Source organism: Microbacterium ureisolvens, from assembly GCF_019511645.1.
GTDB lineage: Bacteria > Actinomycetota > Actinomycetes > Actinomycetales > Microbacteriaceae > Microbacterium > Microbacterium ureisolvens_A.
Map to the genome: position 1 here is coordinate 317,835 of NZ_JAEUAX010000004.1, position 14,551 is coordinate 332,385.

Below are 14,551 nucleotides of genomic sequence, written 5' to 3' on the forward strand. Positions count from 1 at the left end.
ATCCACAGCCCACCGGGTCGGATTTTCCTGAGAGTTCGCTGTGTGGTCTACTGTCCGGGAAGACATCCCCCTGTCGAGATTGGCACCCATGGCACCGACGCCCGCGGGCACCGCCCGCGCACCGTATGCATCCCGCAGCAGCGCGCAGGTCGCAGAGTTCTTCGCGCCGCAGCGGACGCCGTCCATCGCCCTCCCTGATTCGGAGACGTTCCTGCGCAACCTCACCGTGGGCGTGCTCGAGGTCTTCGCGGGCGTCCGTGAGGTCGACCAGCTCGCTCGCTGGCTCACCGAGGACGCCTACCGCAAGCTCGTCACGCGCGCGAACCTCGCGACGCGTGCACGCAGCGCGCGCGGCGTGGCGGCGAAGCGACCGGTGCACGCGATCATGTCGGTGCACGAGTCCTCCCCCGCCGACGGCATCATCGAAGCGGTCATCGTCGTCCGCGGACCCGCGCGCACCCGCGCCCTCGCCGTGCGGATCGAGGGCATGGACAGCCGCTGGCGCGCGACCTCGCTCGCGCTGCTCTGACGCCCCGCCGGCACCGCGCACCCCCGCCGGCACCGCGCACCCGTCCAGCGCCGTGCGCGCCGGCGCTGCGCCCACGATCCGACGACGGAACCGGCCCCGACGATGCGGCCGGTCCCGTCGTCAGCTCTTGTCGTCCTTGTCGATGAGCTCGAGCAGCGACCGCAGAGCGTCGCGGATCTCGTCGTGGTCGTACTGACCCGCGCGGCTCTCCGCCGAGATGACCCCCGACCGGTGCACCTTCTTGAAGTCGCCCACCGGGAACGAATACGCCTGTTTCGTCTCCGCGTTCTCGCGATGGTCGATCCCGATGTGCCAGTGGGAGTACTCGGTCCACCCTTCTCGCTCGATGAACGAGTTCTCCTCGTCGGGGGTCGGAGCGGCCTCCGACCAATCGTCGCGTTCATCGCGCACGACCTTGCCGTCGCGGATGAGTGCGCGCATGTGGCGTAGCGCCGGCTGGTTCAGCTCGATCGACATGCCGCGAAGCTACGACGCCGTCCCCCGTCACACGAGGGGGTTGACGGATGCCGCGGCACGCAGCATCCGTCCGGTCACTGCTTGTACGACGAGAGGAAGTTGCCGAGGCGCTCGACGGCCTCCGACAGCACACGCGCCTCGGGCAGTGTGACGATCCGGAGATGGTCGGGGGTCGGCCAGTTGAAGCCGGTCCCCTGCACGAGCAGCACGTGCTCGGCGACGAGGAAGTCGTAGACGAGCTTGGCGTCGTCGCGGATCTCGTGCACGTTCGGGTCGAGGCGCGGGAACGCGTAGAGCGCGCCCTGGGGTTTGAGGCATGTGACGCCGGGGATGCTCTCGAGACCTTCCCATGCGGCATCGCGCTGCTCGTGCAGGCGCCCCTCGGGAGCGATGAGCGCGTCGATCGACTGCACCCCGGAGAGCGCGGCCTGAACGGCGTGCTGGGCCGGAACGTTGGGGCACAGGCGCGTCGACGCGAGCAGCTGGATGCCCTCGAGGAAGCCGGCGGCGTGCTTCTTGGGTCCGGTGACGACCATCCAGCCAGAGCGGTAGCCGGCGACACGGTAGGTCTTCGACAGGCCGTTGTAGGTGAGGCACAGCAGGTCGGGCGCGAGGGTCGCGAGCGGGATGTGCTGCGCCTCGTCGTACAGGATGCGGTCGTAGATCTCGTCGGAGAGCAGCAGCAGCGAGTTCTCGCGCGCGATGTCGATGATCCCCTGGAGCACCTCGCGGCTGTAGACGGCACCGGTGGGGTTGTTGGGGTTGATCACCACGATGGCCTTGGTGCGCGGCGTCACCTTCTCGCGGATGTCCTCCAGGGAGGGCTGCCAGCCGTCGTCGGGGTCGCAGCGGTAATGCACCGGGGTGCCGCCCGCCAGGCTCGTCATCGCCGTCCACAGCGGGTAGTCCGGCGCCGGGATCAGGACCTCGTCCCCCTCGTCGAGCAGCGCCTGCATCGTCATGGTGATGAGCTCGGACACCCCGTTGCCGAGGTAGACGTCGTCGGGGTCGAACTGCGGAAAGCCCGGCACCTGCTCGTAGCGCGAGACGACCGCGCGCCGCGCGGACATGATGCCCTTGCTGTCGCTGTAGCCGTGCGCGTGCGGCACGGCCTCGATCATGTCGCGCACGATCTGGAATGGCGCTTCGAATCCGAACACCGCCGGATTGCCGGTGTTGAGCTTGAGGATCGTGTGGCCCTCGTCCTCCAGACGGTCTGCCTCTGCCAGTGCCTGCCCGCGGATCTCGTAGAGAACGTTCTGGAGCTTGCTCGACTGGTCGAGAGGGCGGAGGGGACTCATCGCCCCAGGATATCCGCGGCCGAGGAGGGCCAATGAACGCCGAGTGGCCCGCGCTCCTCGGCGGGCCACCCGGTCAGTGTCCTACTTCTTGCGCTGCTCGGCCGCGCGACGCTGCGCGCGGTTCAGCGGCGCCGGCGCCGCGGGCGGGGCCTCGGCATCCGTCCGCTGGCCGAACGCGCCGCGCTGCTGCTCGGCGGCGGGCGCCTGCTGCGCAGCGGGCGCCGCAGCGGCCGCGGCGGCCGCCTGACGCAGGCGCGTGGTCGCCGCCTGCTGCACCTGGCCGCGATCGTTGCGCACCTCGACCTCGCCGGCGTCGTTCGACGCCGAGTACTGCAGCCGCTGCGTCTCGACGGGCTGCGCGCCCAGGCCCTTGGCCTCCACCTGCGTGACCTGATCGGTGCCGGCCTCGCCCTGACGGCGCACCTCGACCTCGAGGTTGTAGAGGTAGCCGACCGACTCCTCCTTGATCTGCCCCATCATCGCCTGGAACATCTGGTAGCCCTCGCGCTGGTACTCGATCAGCGGGTCGCGCTGGGCCATCGCGCGCAGGCCGATGCCGTCCTTGAGGTAGTCCATCTCGTACAGGTGGTCGCGCCAGCGCCGATCGAGCACCTGCAGCACGACGCGGCGCTCGAGTTCGCGCGTGGCGGCCTCACCCAGGGCGTTCTGGCGGGTCTCGTACGCGATGCGCGCGTCGGAGAGGATCTCGCGCTTGAGGCCCTCGGACGTGATGCCGCCCTTGCGCCCCGCCGCCTCGGCCACGACCTCGTCGATGGTGACGCCCACCGGGTACAGGGTCTTCAGCTCCGTCCACAGCGCGTCGAAGTCCCAGTTCTCGCTGTGACCCGCGCCGGTGTGGTCGTCGATGACGGCGTTGATCGCGTCTTCGATGAAGTGCTGCACGCGGTCGGCGATGTCGTCGCCCTGCAGGATGTGGCGGCGATCGGAGTAGATCGCCTCGCGCTGGCGGTTGAGGACGTCGTCGTACTTGAGGACGTTCTTGCGGATCTCGGCGTTGCGCGCCTCGACCTGGCTCTGCGCCGACTTGATCGCGCGCGTGACCATGCCCGACTCGATGGCGACGTCGTCGGGGAAGTTCGTGCGGGCGATGATCGCCTCGGCCGCGCCCGACTGGAACAGGCGCATGAGGTCGTCGGTGAGCGACAGGTAGAAGCGGCTCTCGCCGGGGTCGCCCTGACGGCCGGAGCGACCGCGCAGCTGGTTGTCGATGCGGCGGGACTCGTGGCGCTCGGTGCCGAGGACGTACAGGCCGCCGGCCTCGACGACCTTCGTGCCCTCCTGGGCGACGCGGTCGCGCATCGCCTCGTACACGGCGTCCCACTCTGCCTCGTACTCGTCGGGAGTCTCGACCGGGTCGAGGCCCTTGGTCTTCATCTCCTGCACCGCCAGGAACTCGGCGTTGCCGCCGAGCATGATGTCGGTGCCGCGACCGGCCATGTTGGTCGCGACCGTCACGGCGCCCAGGCGCCCCGCACGCGCGACGATCTCGGCCTCACGGGCGTGGTTCTTCGCGTTGAGGACCTCGTGCTTGATGCCCTTCTTGGCCAGAAGCCGCGACAGGTACTCGCTCTTCTCGACGCTCACCGTGCCCACGAGCACGGGCTGCCCGGCCTCGTGACGCTGGGCGATGTCTTCCACGACCTGGGCGAACTTCGCCGTCTCGTTCTTGTAGACGAGATCGGGCTGGTCCTTGCGGATCATCGGCTTGTTCGTCGGGATCGGAACGACGCCCAGCTGGTACGTCGACATGAACTCGGCGGCCTCGGTCTCGGCGGTACCGGTCATGCCGGCGAGCTTCTTGTACAGGCGGAAGTAGTTCTGAAGCGTCACGGTGGCGAGCGTCTGGTTCTCGGCCTTGACCGGCACCGCCTCCTTGGCCTCGATGGCCTGGTGGATGCCCTCGTTGTAACGGCGACCGACCAGGATGCGGCCGGTGTGCTCGTCGACGATCATGACCTCGTCGTTCATCACGACGTAGTCGGTGTCGCGCTTGAACAGCGCCAGCGCCTTGATGGAGTTGTTGAGGAACGAGATGAGCGGCGTGTTCGCCGACTCGTAGAGGTTGTCGATGCCGAGGTAGTCCTCGACCTTCTCGATGCCGGGCTCGAGAACACCGATGGTGCGCTTCTTCTCGTCGACCTCGTAGTCGACGCCCGCCTCGAGGGTCTTGGCGATCTTCGCGAACTCGACGAACCAGCGGTTCGCCTCTCCCGACGAGGGCCCCGAGATGATGAGCGGCGTGCGGGCCTCGTCGATCAGGATCGAGTCCACCTCGTCGACGATCGCGTAGAAGTGACCCCGCTGCACCAGGTCTTCCTTGCGCCACGCCATGTTGTCGCGCAGGTAGTCGAAGCCGAACTCGTTGTTCGTGCCGTAGGTGATGTCGGCGTTGTACTGCTCGCGACGCACCTCGGGCGTCTGCCCGGCGACGATCGTGCCGGTGGTCATGCCGAGGGCGCGGTAGATGCGGCCCATCAGCTCGGACTGGTACGACGCGAGGAAGTCGTTGACGGTGACGACGTGCACGCCCTCACCGGCGATGGCGTTGAGGTAGACGGGGAAGGCGCCGGTGAGGGTCTTGCCCTCACCGGTCTTCATCTCGGCGATGTTGCCGAGGTGCAGGGCGGCGCCGCCCATGATCTGAACGTCGTAGGCGCGCTGGCCAAGGGTGCGCTTCGCCGCCTCTCGCACCGCGGCGAACGCCTCGGGCATGAGCTGGTCGAGGGTCTCGCCGGCCTGGTAGCGCGCGCGCAGCTCCGCGGTCTCGCCCCGGAGCTCTTCGTCGGTGAGGTGCTCGTAGTCCTCTTCGAGCGCGCCGACGGCCTTCACGACCTGCTGGAGCCGCCGGAGGATGCGACCCTCACCGGCGCGAAGCAGTTTCTCGAGGGGGTTGGCCACGGAGTGTCTCCATCTTCTGGCTTTCGGGAGCGGCGCAACGGCGCCAGTGCCGCCCGGGTGCATGGCCCCAGGCATACCTGCCTATGTTATCCACCCGTGACCTTGGTGTGCGCTGGGTGTGCAGCGCACGCACGCGAGCGCTGGACACGCGCAAGGCGCATGCGTCCGGTTGCATTCCGAGTATGCATATACTCGGTGACTACATACTCGGTATGCCCCTACGGAGAGGTTGCGACATGGTTGTCTGGCGTCGATGGGTCTTCCCGATCCTGCTGGTGCTCGTGCTGGGAATGGCCGCGGCAGCGCTGGTCAAGATCGCCTTCTTCCCCGACACGGCTCCCGCGGCCGCCGCGCAGCCGTCCGCGCAGATCGCCGATCCGGTGGTCCCCGTCGAGCGCGGCGAGGTCACCAACGCGCTCAGCCTGCCCGGCACGATCGCCCGGGATGGCGCGTATCCGATCCGTTCCGAGATCGACGGCGCCGTCACCGCGGTCCATGTCGGCGCGGGCCAGGCCGTCGCCGCGGGGCAGAAGCTCTTCACGATCAAGCAGGCCGACCCGGTCAGGAACATCGACGTCCTGGCCCGCGAGGCGGGCGACATCACCGAGATCACGGTCGTGAAGGGGCAGCCCGCATCGATCGGCGGTGAGCTCGCGACGCTCACGCCCGCCCGGTTCCACGTGCAGGCCACGGTCGACCCGGTGCAGCTGTACCGTCTGCAGGGCGCGCCGTCGGAGGGATCCGTGACGATCCAGGGCGGCCCTGCACCGTTCACCTGCACCGGCCTGAAGGTCGCGGTCGCCGAGGACGGCACAACCACCGTCACCTGCGCGGTGCCGGTCGATCAGGTCGTGTTCGCGGGACTCCAGGCGCAGCTCGACATCGACCTCGGTACGGTGTCGGACGTTCTCGTCGTGCCGACCACGGCCGTCAAGGGCGGGTCGGGAACCGGGGTCGTGTGGGTGGATGCCGGCACCGGCGAGCTCGAGGAGCGCGACGTCTCGCTGGGAGTGAGCGACGGAGTCATCGTCGAGGTGACGACCGGCCTCGAGGAGGGCGAGCAGGTGCGCCAGTACGTGCCCGGCGTCCTCGCGGGCGAGGAGCCCGTCTGCTACGACGACGGCATGGGCGGCGAGTACTGCGAGCCGGCGGGGTGGAGCTGGTGACCCTCGTCCGCCTCGAGGGCGTGGCCAAGCACGTCCTGCTGCCCGATGACACCCGCCTCGACATCCTCCGCGGGATCGACCTCGCCGTCGCCGCGGGAGACCATGTCGCGATCGTCGGGCGCAGCGGCTCGGGAAAGTCCACCCTCCTGAACCTCATGGGCATGCTGGACCGCCCTTCCGAGGGCGCGGTGTGGTTCCGCGGTGAACCGGTCCGGAAGATGAGGCGCGGCAGGCTCGACAGGCTGCGCGGGCGCAACGTCGGCTTCGTCTTCCAGCAGTTCAATCTGCTGGCCGGGCGCACGGCGCTGGAGAACGTGGAGATGCCGCTCGGCTACGCGACCGGCCGGGAGTTCTGGCGCCGCCGGCGCACAGCGACCGAGATGCTCGAGCGCGTCGGCCTCGGCCACCGCATCGAATCGACGCCCGAGCAGATGTCGGGCGGAGAACAGCAGCGCGTGGCGATCGCCCGCGCCCTGGTCCGCCGCCCGGCGCTGATCCTCGCCGACGAACCCACCGGCGCCCTGGACGTCGAGACGGGTGCGACGGTCATGGAACTCCTCGACGACATCGCATCGGAGGCCGACGCCGCGCTCGTGACCATCACGCACGACCTCCACGTCGCCGCCCGCGCGCGGCGGCACTTCCGCCTCGACACCGGCGTTCTCACGCCGTTCGACCTCGAGGGCGCACCGACGCCGTCCGCAGCGGACTCCTCCGCACCCGAGCTCGCAGCGAGCGTGGCGGAGCCGGACGCCGAGGCCGAGGCATCCGTCGACCGCGCGCCACGGCAGGACGAGGCAGAGCCCGCGGAGGTGGCGTCGTGAGTGGTGTCGTCGGAGCTCTCGGCGAGGCGTGGGCGGAGCTTCGCCATCACAAGCTGCGGGTGCTGCTGAGCCTCATCGGCATCGCCGTCTCGGTCGGCGCGCTGACCGCCGTCGTGGCTCTCAGCGAGTACCAGCGGCAGCAGATGGCCGAGCAGTCCGACCAGAGCGGCGGCCGCCCCGCCACCCTGTCGATCACGGCGTCGCGCACCGACGGTGCGCCGATGGATTGGGAGTCCTTCGACACCCACCTCGATCGCGTCGCGGAGCGCTACTCCTTCTCGCACCTCACGCGCATCGTCGACCCGGTGCAGCTGCAGGTGCAGACGCCCGAGCAGGTGCGGCCCGTGATGGGGCGCCTCGTCGACCCGGCGTACGCGGTGATCCACCGCTCCCCCATCCTGGAGGGACGCTGGTTCCAGGACGCGGACTCCGAGCTCCTCGCTCCCCCGATCGTGATCACGGAGGCACTGTGGGACGTCTACGGGCGCCCCGCGCTCGGCCCCGGATTCGCGCTGAGCCTGCAGGGCGACCTCGCCGGCCGTTACACGGTCGTCGGCGTGACGCCCCGCCTGTACGCCGGCGACGAGGAGAAGCGCGTGACGCTCATGTTCGACTCCTACGCCGCGCGCCGTGATGCGCTGCCGGCCGACGCCATGATCGTGTGGGAGACATGGGTGCCCGAGGACGGCGTCGCGGACCTCGGGCCGGCGCTCGCGGCGGATCTGCGCGCCGGACAGGACGACATCCAGGTCAACGTCAACCGCACCGACTGGGCCTCGCGGCCCGACGCGCAGAGCTCGATGGCCGCGTTCGAGGTCGTCACCGGGGGCATCGCCGGCCTCGTGCTGCTGCTCGGCGGTCTCGGACTCGTCAACATCCAGCTCGTCGCGATGCGCCAGCGCATCCGCGAGATCGGCGTGCGCCGCAGCTTCGGCGCGACACAGGGCCGCATCTTCACCTCGGTCCTGCTCGAGAGCGTCGTGGCGACGGCGGTGGCGGGCGTCATCGGCATCGCGATCGCGGTCGCGGTCTTGAGGGCCCCGTTCGTCATGGACATGTTCTCCGGGCTGCAGGACATCCCGCCCTTCCCGGTGCGCGCCGCCGTCACCGGACTCGTCGCCGCGGTCGCGATCGGCGCGCTGGCCGGCTTCATCCCCGCGCTCATGGCCGTGCGTTCCAACGTCATCGACGCCCTCCGCTTCTGAGCGCCCTCCTCACCTCCGACCCGAAGGAGATCCCATGTCCGTCCGTCAGAGCCTGCTCGCGATCCTCGATCAGGGACCGTGCTACGGCTACCAGCTGCGCGCCGAGTTCGACCGGCGCACCGGATCGACCTGGCCGCTCAACGTGGGCCAGATCTACAACACGCTCGACCGCCTCGAGCGCGACGGACTGGTCGAGAAGGGTCACGTCGACGAGCACGGTCACGTCTACTGGGAGATCACGGATGCCGGCGCCGCCGAGGTGCGGGACTGGCTGGCTTCCCCGGTGCAGCGCGCACAGGGCACCCGCGACGAGCTGGCGATCAAGCTCGCGGTCGCCGCGACCCTGCCGGGCGTGGACGTGACGGACATCATCCAGACGCAGCGCCGCGCCTCGCTCGTGCAGCTGCAGGAGCTCAACCGCGCCAAATACGCCGGGGCGAATCCCGACGGACCAGAGGAGCTCGCCTGGTCGCTCGTGGTCGACTCGATGATCTTCGCGGCCGAGGCGGAGGTCCGCTGGCTCGACCACTCCGAGCAGCGGCTGGCGCTGCACCCGGATCACGCCATGGCGCTCGAGCTCTCGACCGACAAGCCCAAACGCGGCCGCCCGGCTCGTGCCGCAGCATCCGTCGCCCCTGAGAAGTCGCGATGACCGACACCGTGCTGCGCCTCATCGGGGTGACGCAGCAGTACGGAACGGGCGCGACGGCCGTCTCGGCGCTCTCCGGCGTCGACTTCGAGGTGAGCCAGGGCGAGCTCGTCGCGGTGATGGGCCCGTCGGGCTCGGGCAAGTCGACGCTGCTGTCGATCGCGGGAGGGCTCGCGATCCCGACGACCGGCGAGGTGATCGTGGAGGGACAGTACCTGAGCGAGCAGACGCCGGCGCAGCTCGCACGGCTGCGCCGCCGCTCGCTCGGCTTCGTCTTCCAGGACTTCAACCTCATCCCGACGCTCACCGCGCTCGAGAACGTCACGCTGCCGCTCGAGCTCGACGGGTTCCGGTCGCGGGTTGCCCGACGGGCGGGGCGTGACGCCCTCGCGTCGGTGGGCCTGGAGAACAAGGCGGACTCCTACCCCGACGACCTGTCGGGCGGCCAGCAGCAGCGCGTCGCCATCGCCCGGGCGGTGGTCGGCGGGCGCCGGCTGATCCTCGCCGACGAGCCCACCGGCGCCCTGGACTCGGTGACCGGCGAGATGGTGCTGAAGATGCTGCGCGCGCGGGTGGATGCCGGGGCGGCGGGGATGCTCGTCACCCACGAAGCCCGCCACGCCGCCTTCGCCGACCGCATCGTGTTCCTGCGCGACGGTCGCATCGTCGACGAGTCGCGCCGCGCGAGTGCGGACTCGCTGCTCACCGGATCGCGATGACGGAACTGCTCGAAGCGCCCCGTGCGGACACGACGGACGCGATGCGCCCTCGCCCCGCGCCGGGCTGGGGGCGGTGGCGGATCGCGGCGCGCCTGGCGCGGCGCCAGACCTGGCGCACGAAGGGGGCGAGCACGCTCGTCGTGACGCTCGTCGCGCTGCCCGTCGCGGGCCTGGCCGGCACAGCGGCCTTCTGGGAATCCCACAATGCGTCGCCTCAGGAGCGCGTCGGGCTCGAACTGGGCGCGAACGAAGCCTGGCTCGAGGTGACAGGCGGGGCCGATCCGACGCGATGGCAGGCGGTCGATCAGCCCTACGAGAACGGGGTGGCCACCGACGAGTCGGGAAACCCGCTTAACCCGTTCCTCCCGCTTCCGACCGAACTGCCCGACGTGGTCCCCGACGATGCGACGGTGCTACCGGTGCAGCAGTACGGGTCGGCCGCCGTCGAGACCCCGGACGGCGTCGCGTGGCTCACGATGACATCGGGCGAGGTCTGGGCCCCGTCGTTCGCAGGCCTGTACGTGCCGATCGACGGCGTCGCGCCGACGCAGCCCGACGAGTTCATGGCGACGCCCGGCGCGCTGAAGCGCATCGGCGCGGAGATCGGCGATGCGGTCGACTTCCCTGACGCAGGCGTCTCGCTCACCGTCACCGGAACGCTGCGACCCGTGGGCGCCGAGGCGACGAGCGTCACACTGTTCCTTCCGGCGAGCATGGCCACGCCCGACGGGCCGGCGACGAAGCGCTGGTACGTGGCGGACTGGCAGCCGGGCGTCGCTGAGCTCGCCGCGCTCAATCGCGAGGGGTTCATCGCCTTCGCCCGCGACCTCGTGCTGGATCCGCCGCCCGGAGCGGCGCGCACGACGTGGGGTGACGGGTCGCCGGAGCTGTGGAACATCCTGCTCGTCGGGGCGATCGCGGCCGCGATCTGCGGCTACATCACCGTCCTCCTGTCGGGCGCCGCCTTCTCAGTGACGGCCCGCCGGCAGCAGCAGGCACTCGCGGTCGCAGCCAGCGTGGGCGCGGCCCGCGGCGACGTCTTCCGCGTCGTGCTGCTACAGGGAACGGTCCTCGGCGCCGTCGGAGGGCTCGTGGGCACCGCGGTCGGGCTCGGAGGCGCGGCGATCGTGCTCGCGGCCACCGACCGCGGCGCGCTCGGCACCTTCTGGGGCAACTTCGGCTTCACCGTGCCCTGGCACCTGATCGTGCCGATCGTCGTCTTCGCCGTGCTCGTCGGCACGATCGCGGCCGTCGCGCCCGCACGCGCGGCGATGCGGGGCGACACGCTCGCGGCACTGCGCGGCGCCCGGCGCCCCGCGCGGCTCACACCACGCCGGCCGCTGTGGGGCCTCCTCGTCATCATCACCGGTATCGTCGCGCTCGTCGTGGGCGGGATGTACATGGCGGCGACGGTCATGACCGGAGGCGACACGGACACCCCGCCCTTCTACGTCGCGGTCTACGCGGTCGCGCTCGGGCCGATCATCTTCCAGATCGGGCTGCTGATCCCGTCGCATTGGGTGCTCGTGCAGCTCTCGAAGGCGGCATCGCGCGTCGGGCTCGCACCCCGCCTCGCCAGTCGCGACGCGGCCGCGCACCCCTCACGCGTGGTGCCGGCGTTCGCCGTCATCGGCGCGAGCATCTTCGCCGCGTCGTTCGTGCTCTCGCTGACCGCGATGACGGCGGCGGGCAACGCCCGCCAGCACTGGTACCAGGCGCCCGAAGGCGCACTGTCGGTGCAACTGTGGCAGACGGGCACCGAGGCGACCGACGAACTGATGGCGGCGGCTGAAGAGATCGTCGCGTCGACGGCGCCACGCTCCACGGCGCTGGTCGAGACGCCGGCATGGCCGGCGGTCGCTGCGACGGGCACTCCCTCCGATCCCCGAGCGCATACGTTCGCCGCCGCGCGCCAGAGCTATGACTGGTGCGCGCCGGACTGCGACCTGGAAGCCCACGAGCTCGCGCAGGGCACGCTGTCGATCGTCGACGCCTCCGACGTCGAGACGCTGCTCGGCATACCGCTCGACGCCGCGGCGCGTGCGACGCTGCGCGACGGCGGCGCGATCGTCACCGATCCCGGCTACCTCGCGGCGGACGGCCGGCTGGTCGTGACGGAGTGGACGGTCGCGGATTATCTCGAGCTGATGCAGATGGGCGGTTCGACCGCGCAGCCCGCGGCGCAGCATCGGCTGTCCGCGGCCCTGGTCGATCCCGGCCATCAGCAGCCGTTCCAGATCATCATCGCACCCGAGACGGCGGCCGCTCTCGGCGTGACGCTGCAGCCGAACGCGATCGTCGCGACCTATGAGGAGCCGCTGCCCACCGCGACGGTCGACAAGCTGACGGGGCAGACGGTCGACCTCCGCGTCTCGGCCGGAGCCGGGCTGTACGCGCACGTCGAGACCGGCCCCGTCCCGATCGATCCGTGGCTCTGGCTCATCACGGCTGTCGCCATCGCGCTCGTCGTCGCCGCCGCGGCGGTGAGTCTCGGCCTCGCGCGGTTCGAGCGCCGGCCCGACGACGCGACGCTGACCGCGATCGGCGGCAGCCGGCTGCTGCGGCGCAACGTGAACGCATGGCAGGCCGCGATCATCGTCGGCGTCGGAGCGGTCATCGGCACGGCGACCGGGGCGCTGTCGGTCTGGGGCTACGCGAAGGCGAACCCGCAGTCGTACCTCCTGGCGGACACGCCCTGGCTGTGGCTGGCTGTCCTCGGCTTCGCGCTGCCGGCCGCCGTGACGGTGGCCGCCTGGCTCGCGCCCCCGCGGCACCCCGAACTGACCCGCCGCACCGCGATCACCTGACCGGTCGCGCACGCGCAGGGAAGCGGCATCCTGTCGCCTCACAGGCGCACCCCGCTACGGTTAACTGTGCACACGAACGCCGACCAGATCGAAGCCGAGGCTCAGACCGAGCCCGCAGCGATGACCTTCTCCGACCTCGGGCTGAGCCAGCCCGTCCTCAAGGCTCTCAAGGACATCGGCTACGAGACCCCGTCGGCCATCCAGGCGGCGACCATTCCGACCCTGCTCGGCGGCCGCGATGTCGTGGGCATGGCGCAGACCGGAACCGGCAAGACGGCCGCCTTCGCGCTGCCGATCATCGACCGTCTCGACCTCGGCCAGAAGACCCCGCAAGCTCTCGTGCTGGCACCCACACGCGAACTCGCGCTCCAGGTCTGCGAGGCGTTCGAGAAGTACGCGGCCCACCTGAAGGACGTGCACATCCTTCCCGTGTACGGCGGCCAGGGCTACGGCGTTCAGCTGTCGGCACTGCGGCGCGGCGTGCACATCGTCGTCGGCACCCCCGGCCGCATCATCGACCACCTCGAGAAGGGCACGCTCGACCTGTCGGAACTGCAGTACCTCGTGCTCGACGAGGCCGACGAGATGCTCAAGATGGGCTTCGCCGAGGACGTCGAGACGATCCTCGCCGAGACCCCCGAGACCAAGCAGGTCGCTCTGTTCTCGGCGACGATGCCCGCGACCATCCGCCGCATGTCGAAGCAGTATCTGCACGACCCGGAGGAGATCACGGTCAAGGCGAAGACCCAGACCTCCGCCAACATCTCGCAGCGGTACCTGGTGACCGCGTGGCAGCAGAAGATGGACGCCCTCACGCGCATCCTCGAGGTCGAGAACTTCGACGGCATGATCGTGTTCGGGCGCACCCGGTCGATCACCGAGGAGATCGCCGAGAAGCTCCGCGCCCGCGGCTACTCCGCCGCCGCCATCAACGGCGACATCGCCCAGCCGCAGCGCGAGAAGACGGTCAACCAGCTCAAGTCGGGCAAGCTCGACATCCTGGTCGCCACCGACGTCGCCGCGCGCGGTCTCGACGTCGAGCGCGTCTCGCACGTGGTCAATTACGACATCCCCACCGACGCCGAATCCTATGTGCACCGCATCGGCCGCACCGGTCGCGCCGGGCGTTCGGGCGACGCGATCAGCTTCGTCACGCCGCGCGAGCGCGGACTGGTCAAGATGATCGAGCGCGCGACCCGTCAGGAGCTCACCGAGATCCCCCTGCCGAGCGTCGACGAGGTCAACGTCACGCGCCTGTCGCGCTTCGACGACCGCATCACGGCCGCGCTCGAAGAGGCGGAGCGCATCGAGGCGTTCCGCGACATCGTCGCCCACTACGTGCGCAACCACGACGTGCCCGAGGTCGATGTCGCCGCCGCGCTCGCGGTGGTCGCACAGGGCGAGACCCCGCTCCTGCTCGAGCCGGACCCCGAGCCGGCCCCGACGCGCGAGCGCCGGGAGCGCACCGACCGCGGCGAGCGCCCTGCATTCGGCGACCGCGGCGACCGGCCCGAGCGCCGCACGCCGCGAGAGGGCTTCGCGACCTACCGCATCAACGTCGGCAAGCGGCAGCGCGTCGAGCCGCGCCAGATCGTCGGGGCGCTCGCGAACGAGGGCGGGCTGCGCCGAGACGACTTCGGCGCGATCAAGATCATGCCCGACTTCTCGCTCGTCGAGCTGCCGGCGAACCTCCCCGCCGGCGCGCTGGATCGACTGGCCGACACGCGCATCTCGGGGCAGCTCATCGAGCTGCGTCCCGACACCGGCCGCCCGCAGCGCCGCAAGGATGCGACCGGCGGCGCTCGTCGCGACGACCGGGCTTCTGGCGGCTACGGCGACCGCTCGCGTGATCGGGGCTCGTACCGCGACTCAGGCGCGCGCGCCTCGTACGGCGACGACCGCCCGGCCCGCAAGCCGCGCCACAAGCGCAGCGACAGCTGACACTCCCCGGCGCA

The 14,551-nt window shown here is 70.4% G+C and carries 11 protein-coding genes; 8 read left to right on the forward strand and 3 right to left on the reverse strand.

Annotation, left to right across the window (positions count from 1 at the left end):
* Positions 1-88: 88 nt before the first annotated feature.
* Positions 89-529 (forward strand): Rv3235 family protein, encoded by a 441-nt coding sequence (locus JNB61_RS10015; RefSeq protein ID WP_220339495.1) that lies wholly within the window; start codon positions 89-91, stop codon positions 527-529.
* Between the two features lie 120 nt (positions 530-649).
* Here the strand turns inward: JNB61_RS10015 and JNB61_RS10020 are convergent, their stop codons facing one another.
* From JNB61_RS10020 to secA, 3 genes are all read right to left on the reverse strand, one after another.
* The gene (locus JNB61_RS10020; RefSeq protein WP_220339496.1) at positions 650-1,006 is read right to left on the reverse strand and encodes a hypothetical protein; all 357 of its coding nucleotides are present in this window, start codon (positions 1,004-1,006) and stop codon (positions 650-652) included.
* Positions 1,007-1,080: 74 nt separating this feature from the next.
* Entirely contained in the window at positions 1,081-2,307 is a 1,227-nt protein-coding gene (locus JNB61_RS10025) for a pyridoxal phosphate-dependent aminotransferase (RefSeq protein ID WP_159845608.1), read from the reverse strand.
* Positions 2,308-2,388: 81 nt separating this feature from the next.
* A complete protein-coding gene (gene secA, locus JNB61_RS10030; protein WP_159845611.1) occupies positions 2,389-5,226 on the reverse strand; it encodes a preprotein translocase subunit SecA in 2,838 nt (945 codons plus the stop codon).
* A gap of 236 nt (positions 5,227-5,462) precedes the next feature.
* On the opposite strand from secA, the gene JNB61_RS10035 reads away from it, so the two are divergent.
* The 7 genes from JNB61_RS10035 (at position 5,463) to JNB61_RS10065 (ending at position 14,537) form a co-directional block, all read left to right on the forward strand.
* Positions 5,463-6,392: an efflux RND transporter periplasmic adaptor subunit gene (locus tag JNB61_RS10035; protein ID WP_220339497.1), complete on the forward strand. Its 930-nt coding sequence runs from the start codon at positions 5,463-5,465 to the stop codon at positions 6,390-6,392.
* Positions 6,389-7,216, forward strand: a complete 828-nt coding sequence (locus JNB61_RS10040) for an ABC transporter ATP-binding protein (RefSeq protein WP_220339498.1) — start codon at positions 6,389-6,391, stop codon at positions 7,214-7,216. The genes JNB61_RS10035 and JNB61_RS10040 overlap by 4 nt, the downstream gene beginning before the upstream one ends.
* Positions 7,213-8,421 (forward strand): ABC transporter permease, encoded by a 1,209-nt coding sequence (locus tag JNB61_RS10045; protein WP_220339499.1) that lies wholly within the window; start codon positions 7,213-7,215, stop codon positions 8,419-8,421. The genes JNB61_RS10040 and JNB61_RS10045 overlap by 4 nt, the downstream gene beginning before the upstream one ends.
* Before the next feature lie 34 nt (positions 8,422-8,455).
* A complete protein-coding gene (locus JNB61_RS10050; RefSeq protein WP_159845623.1) occupies positions 8,456-9,073 on the forward strand; it encodes a PadR family transcriptional regulator in 618 nt (205 codons plus the stop codon).
* A complete protein-coding gene (locus JNB61_RS10055) occupies positions 9,070-9,789 on the forward strand; it encodes an ABC transporter ATP-binding protein (RefSeq protein WP_220288212.1) in 720 nt (239 codons plus the stop codon). The genes JNB61_RS10050 and JNB61_RS10055 overlap by 4 nt, the downstream gene beginning before the upstream one ends.
* Positions 9,786-12,596 (forward strand): ABC transporter permease, encoded by a 2,811-nt coding sequence (locus JNB61_RS10060; RefSeq protein WP_220339500.1) that lies wholly within the window; start codon positions 9,786-9,788, stop codon positions 12,594-12,596. Before JNB61_RS10055 ends, JNB61_RS10060 begins: the two co-directional genes overlap by 4 nt.
* Before the next feature lie 120 nt (positions 12,597-12,716).
* Entirely contained in the window at positions 12,717-14,537 is a 1,821-nt protein-coding gene (locus JNB61_RS10065) for a DEAD/DEAH box helicase (protein WP_220339536.1), read from the forward strand.
* Positions 14,538-14,551: the final 14 nt, after the last annotated feature.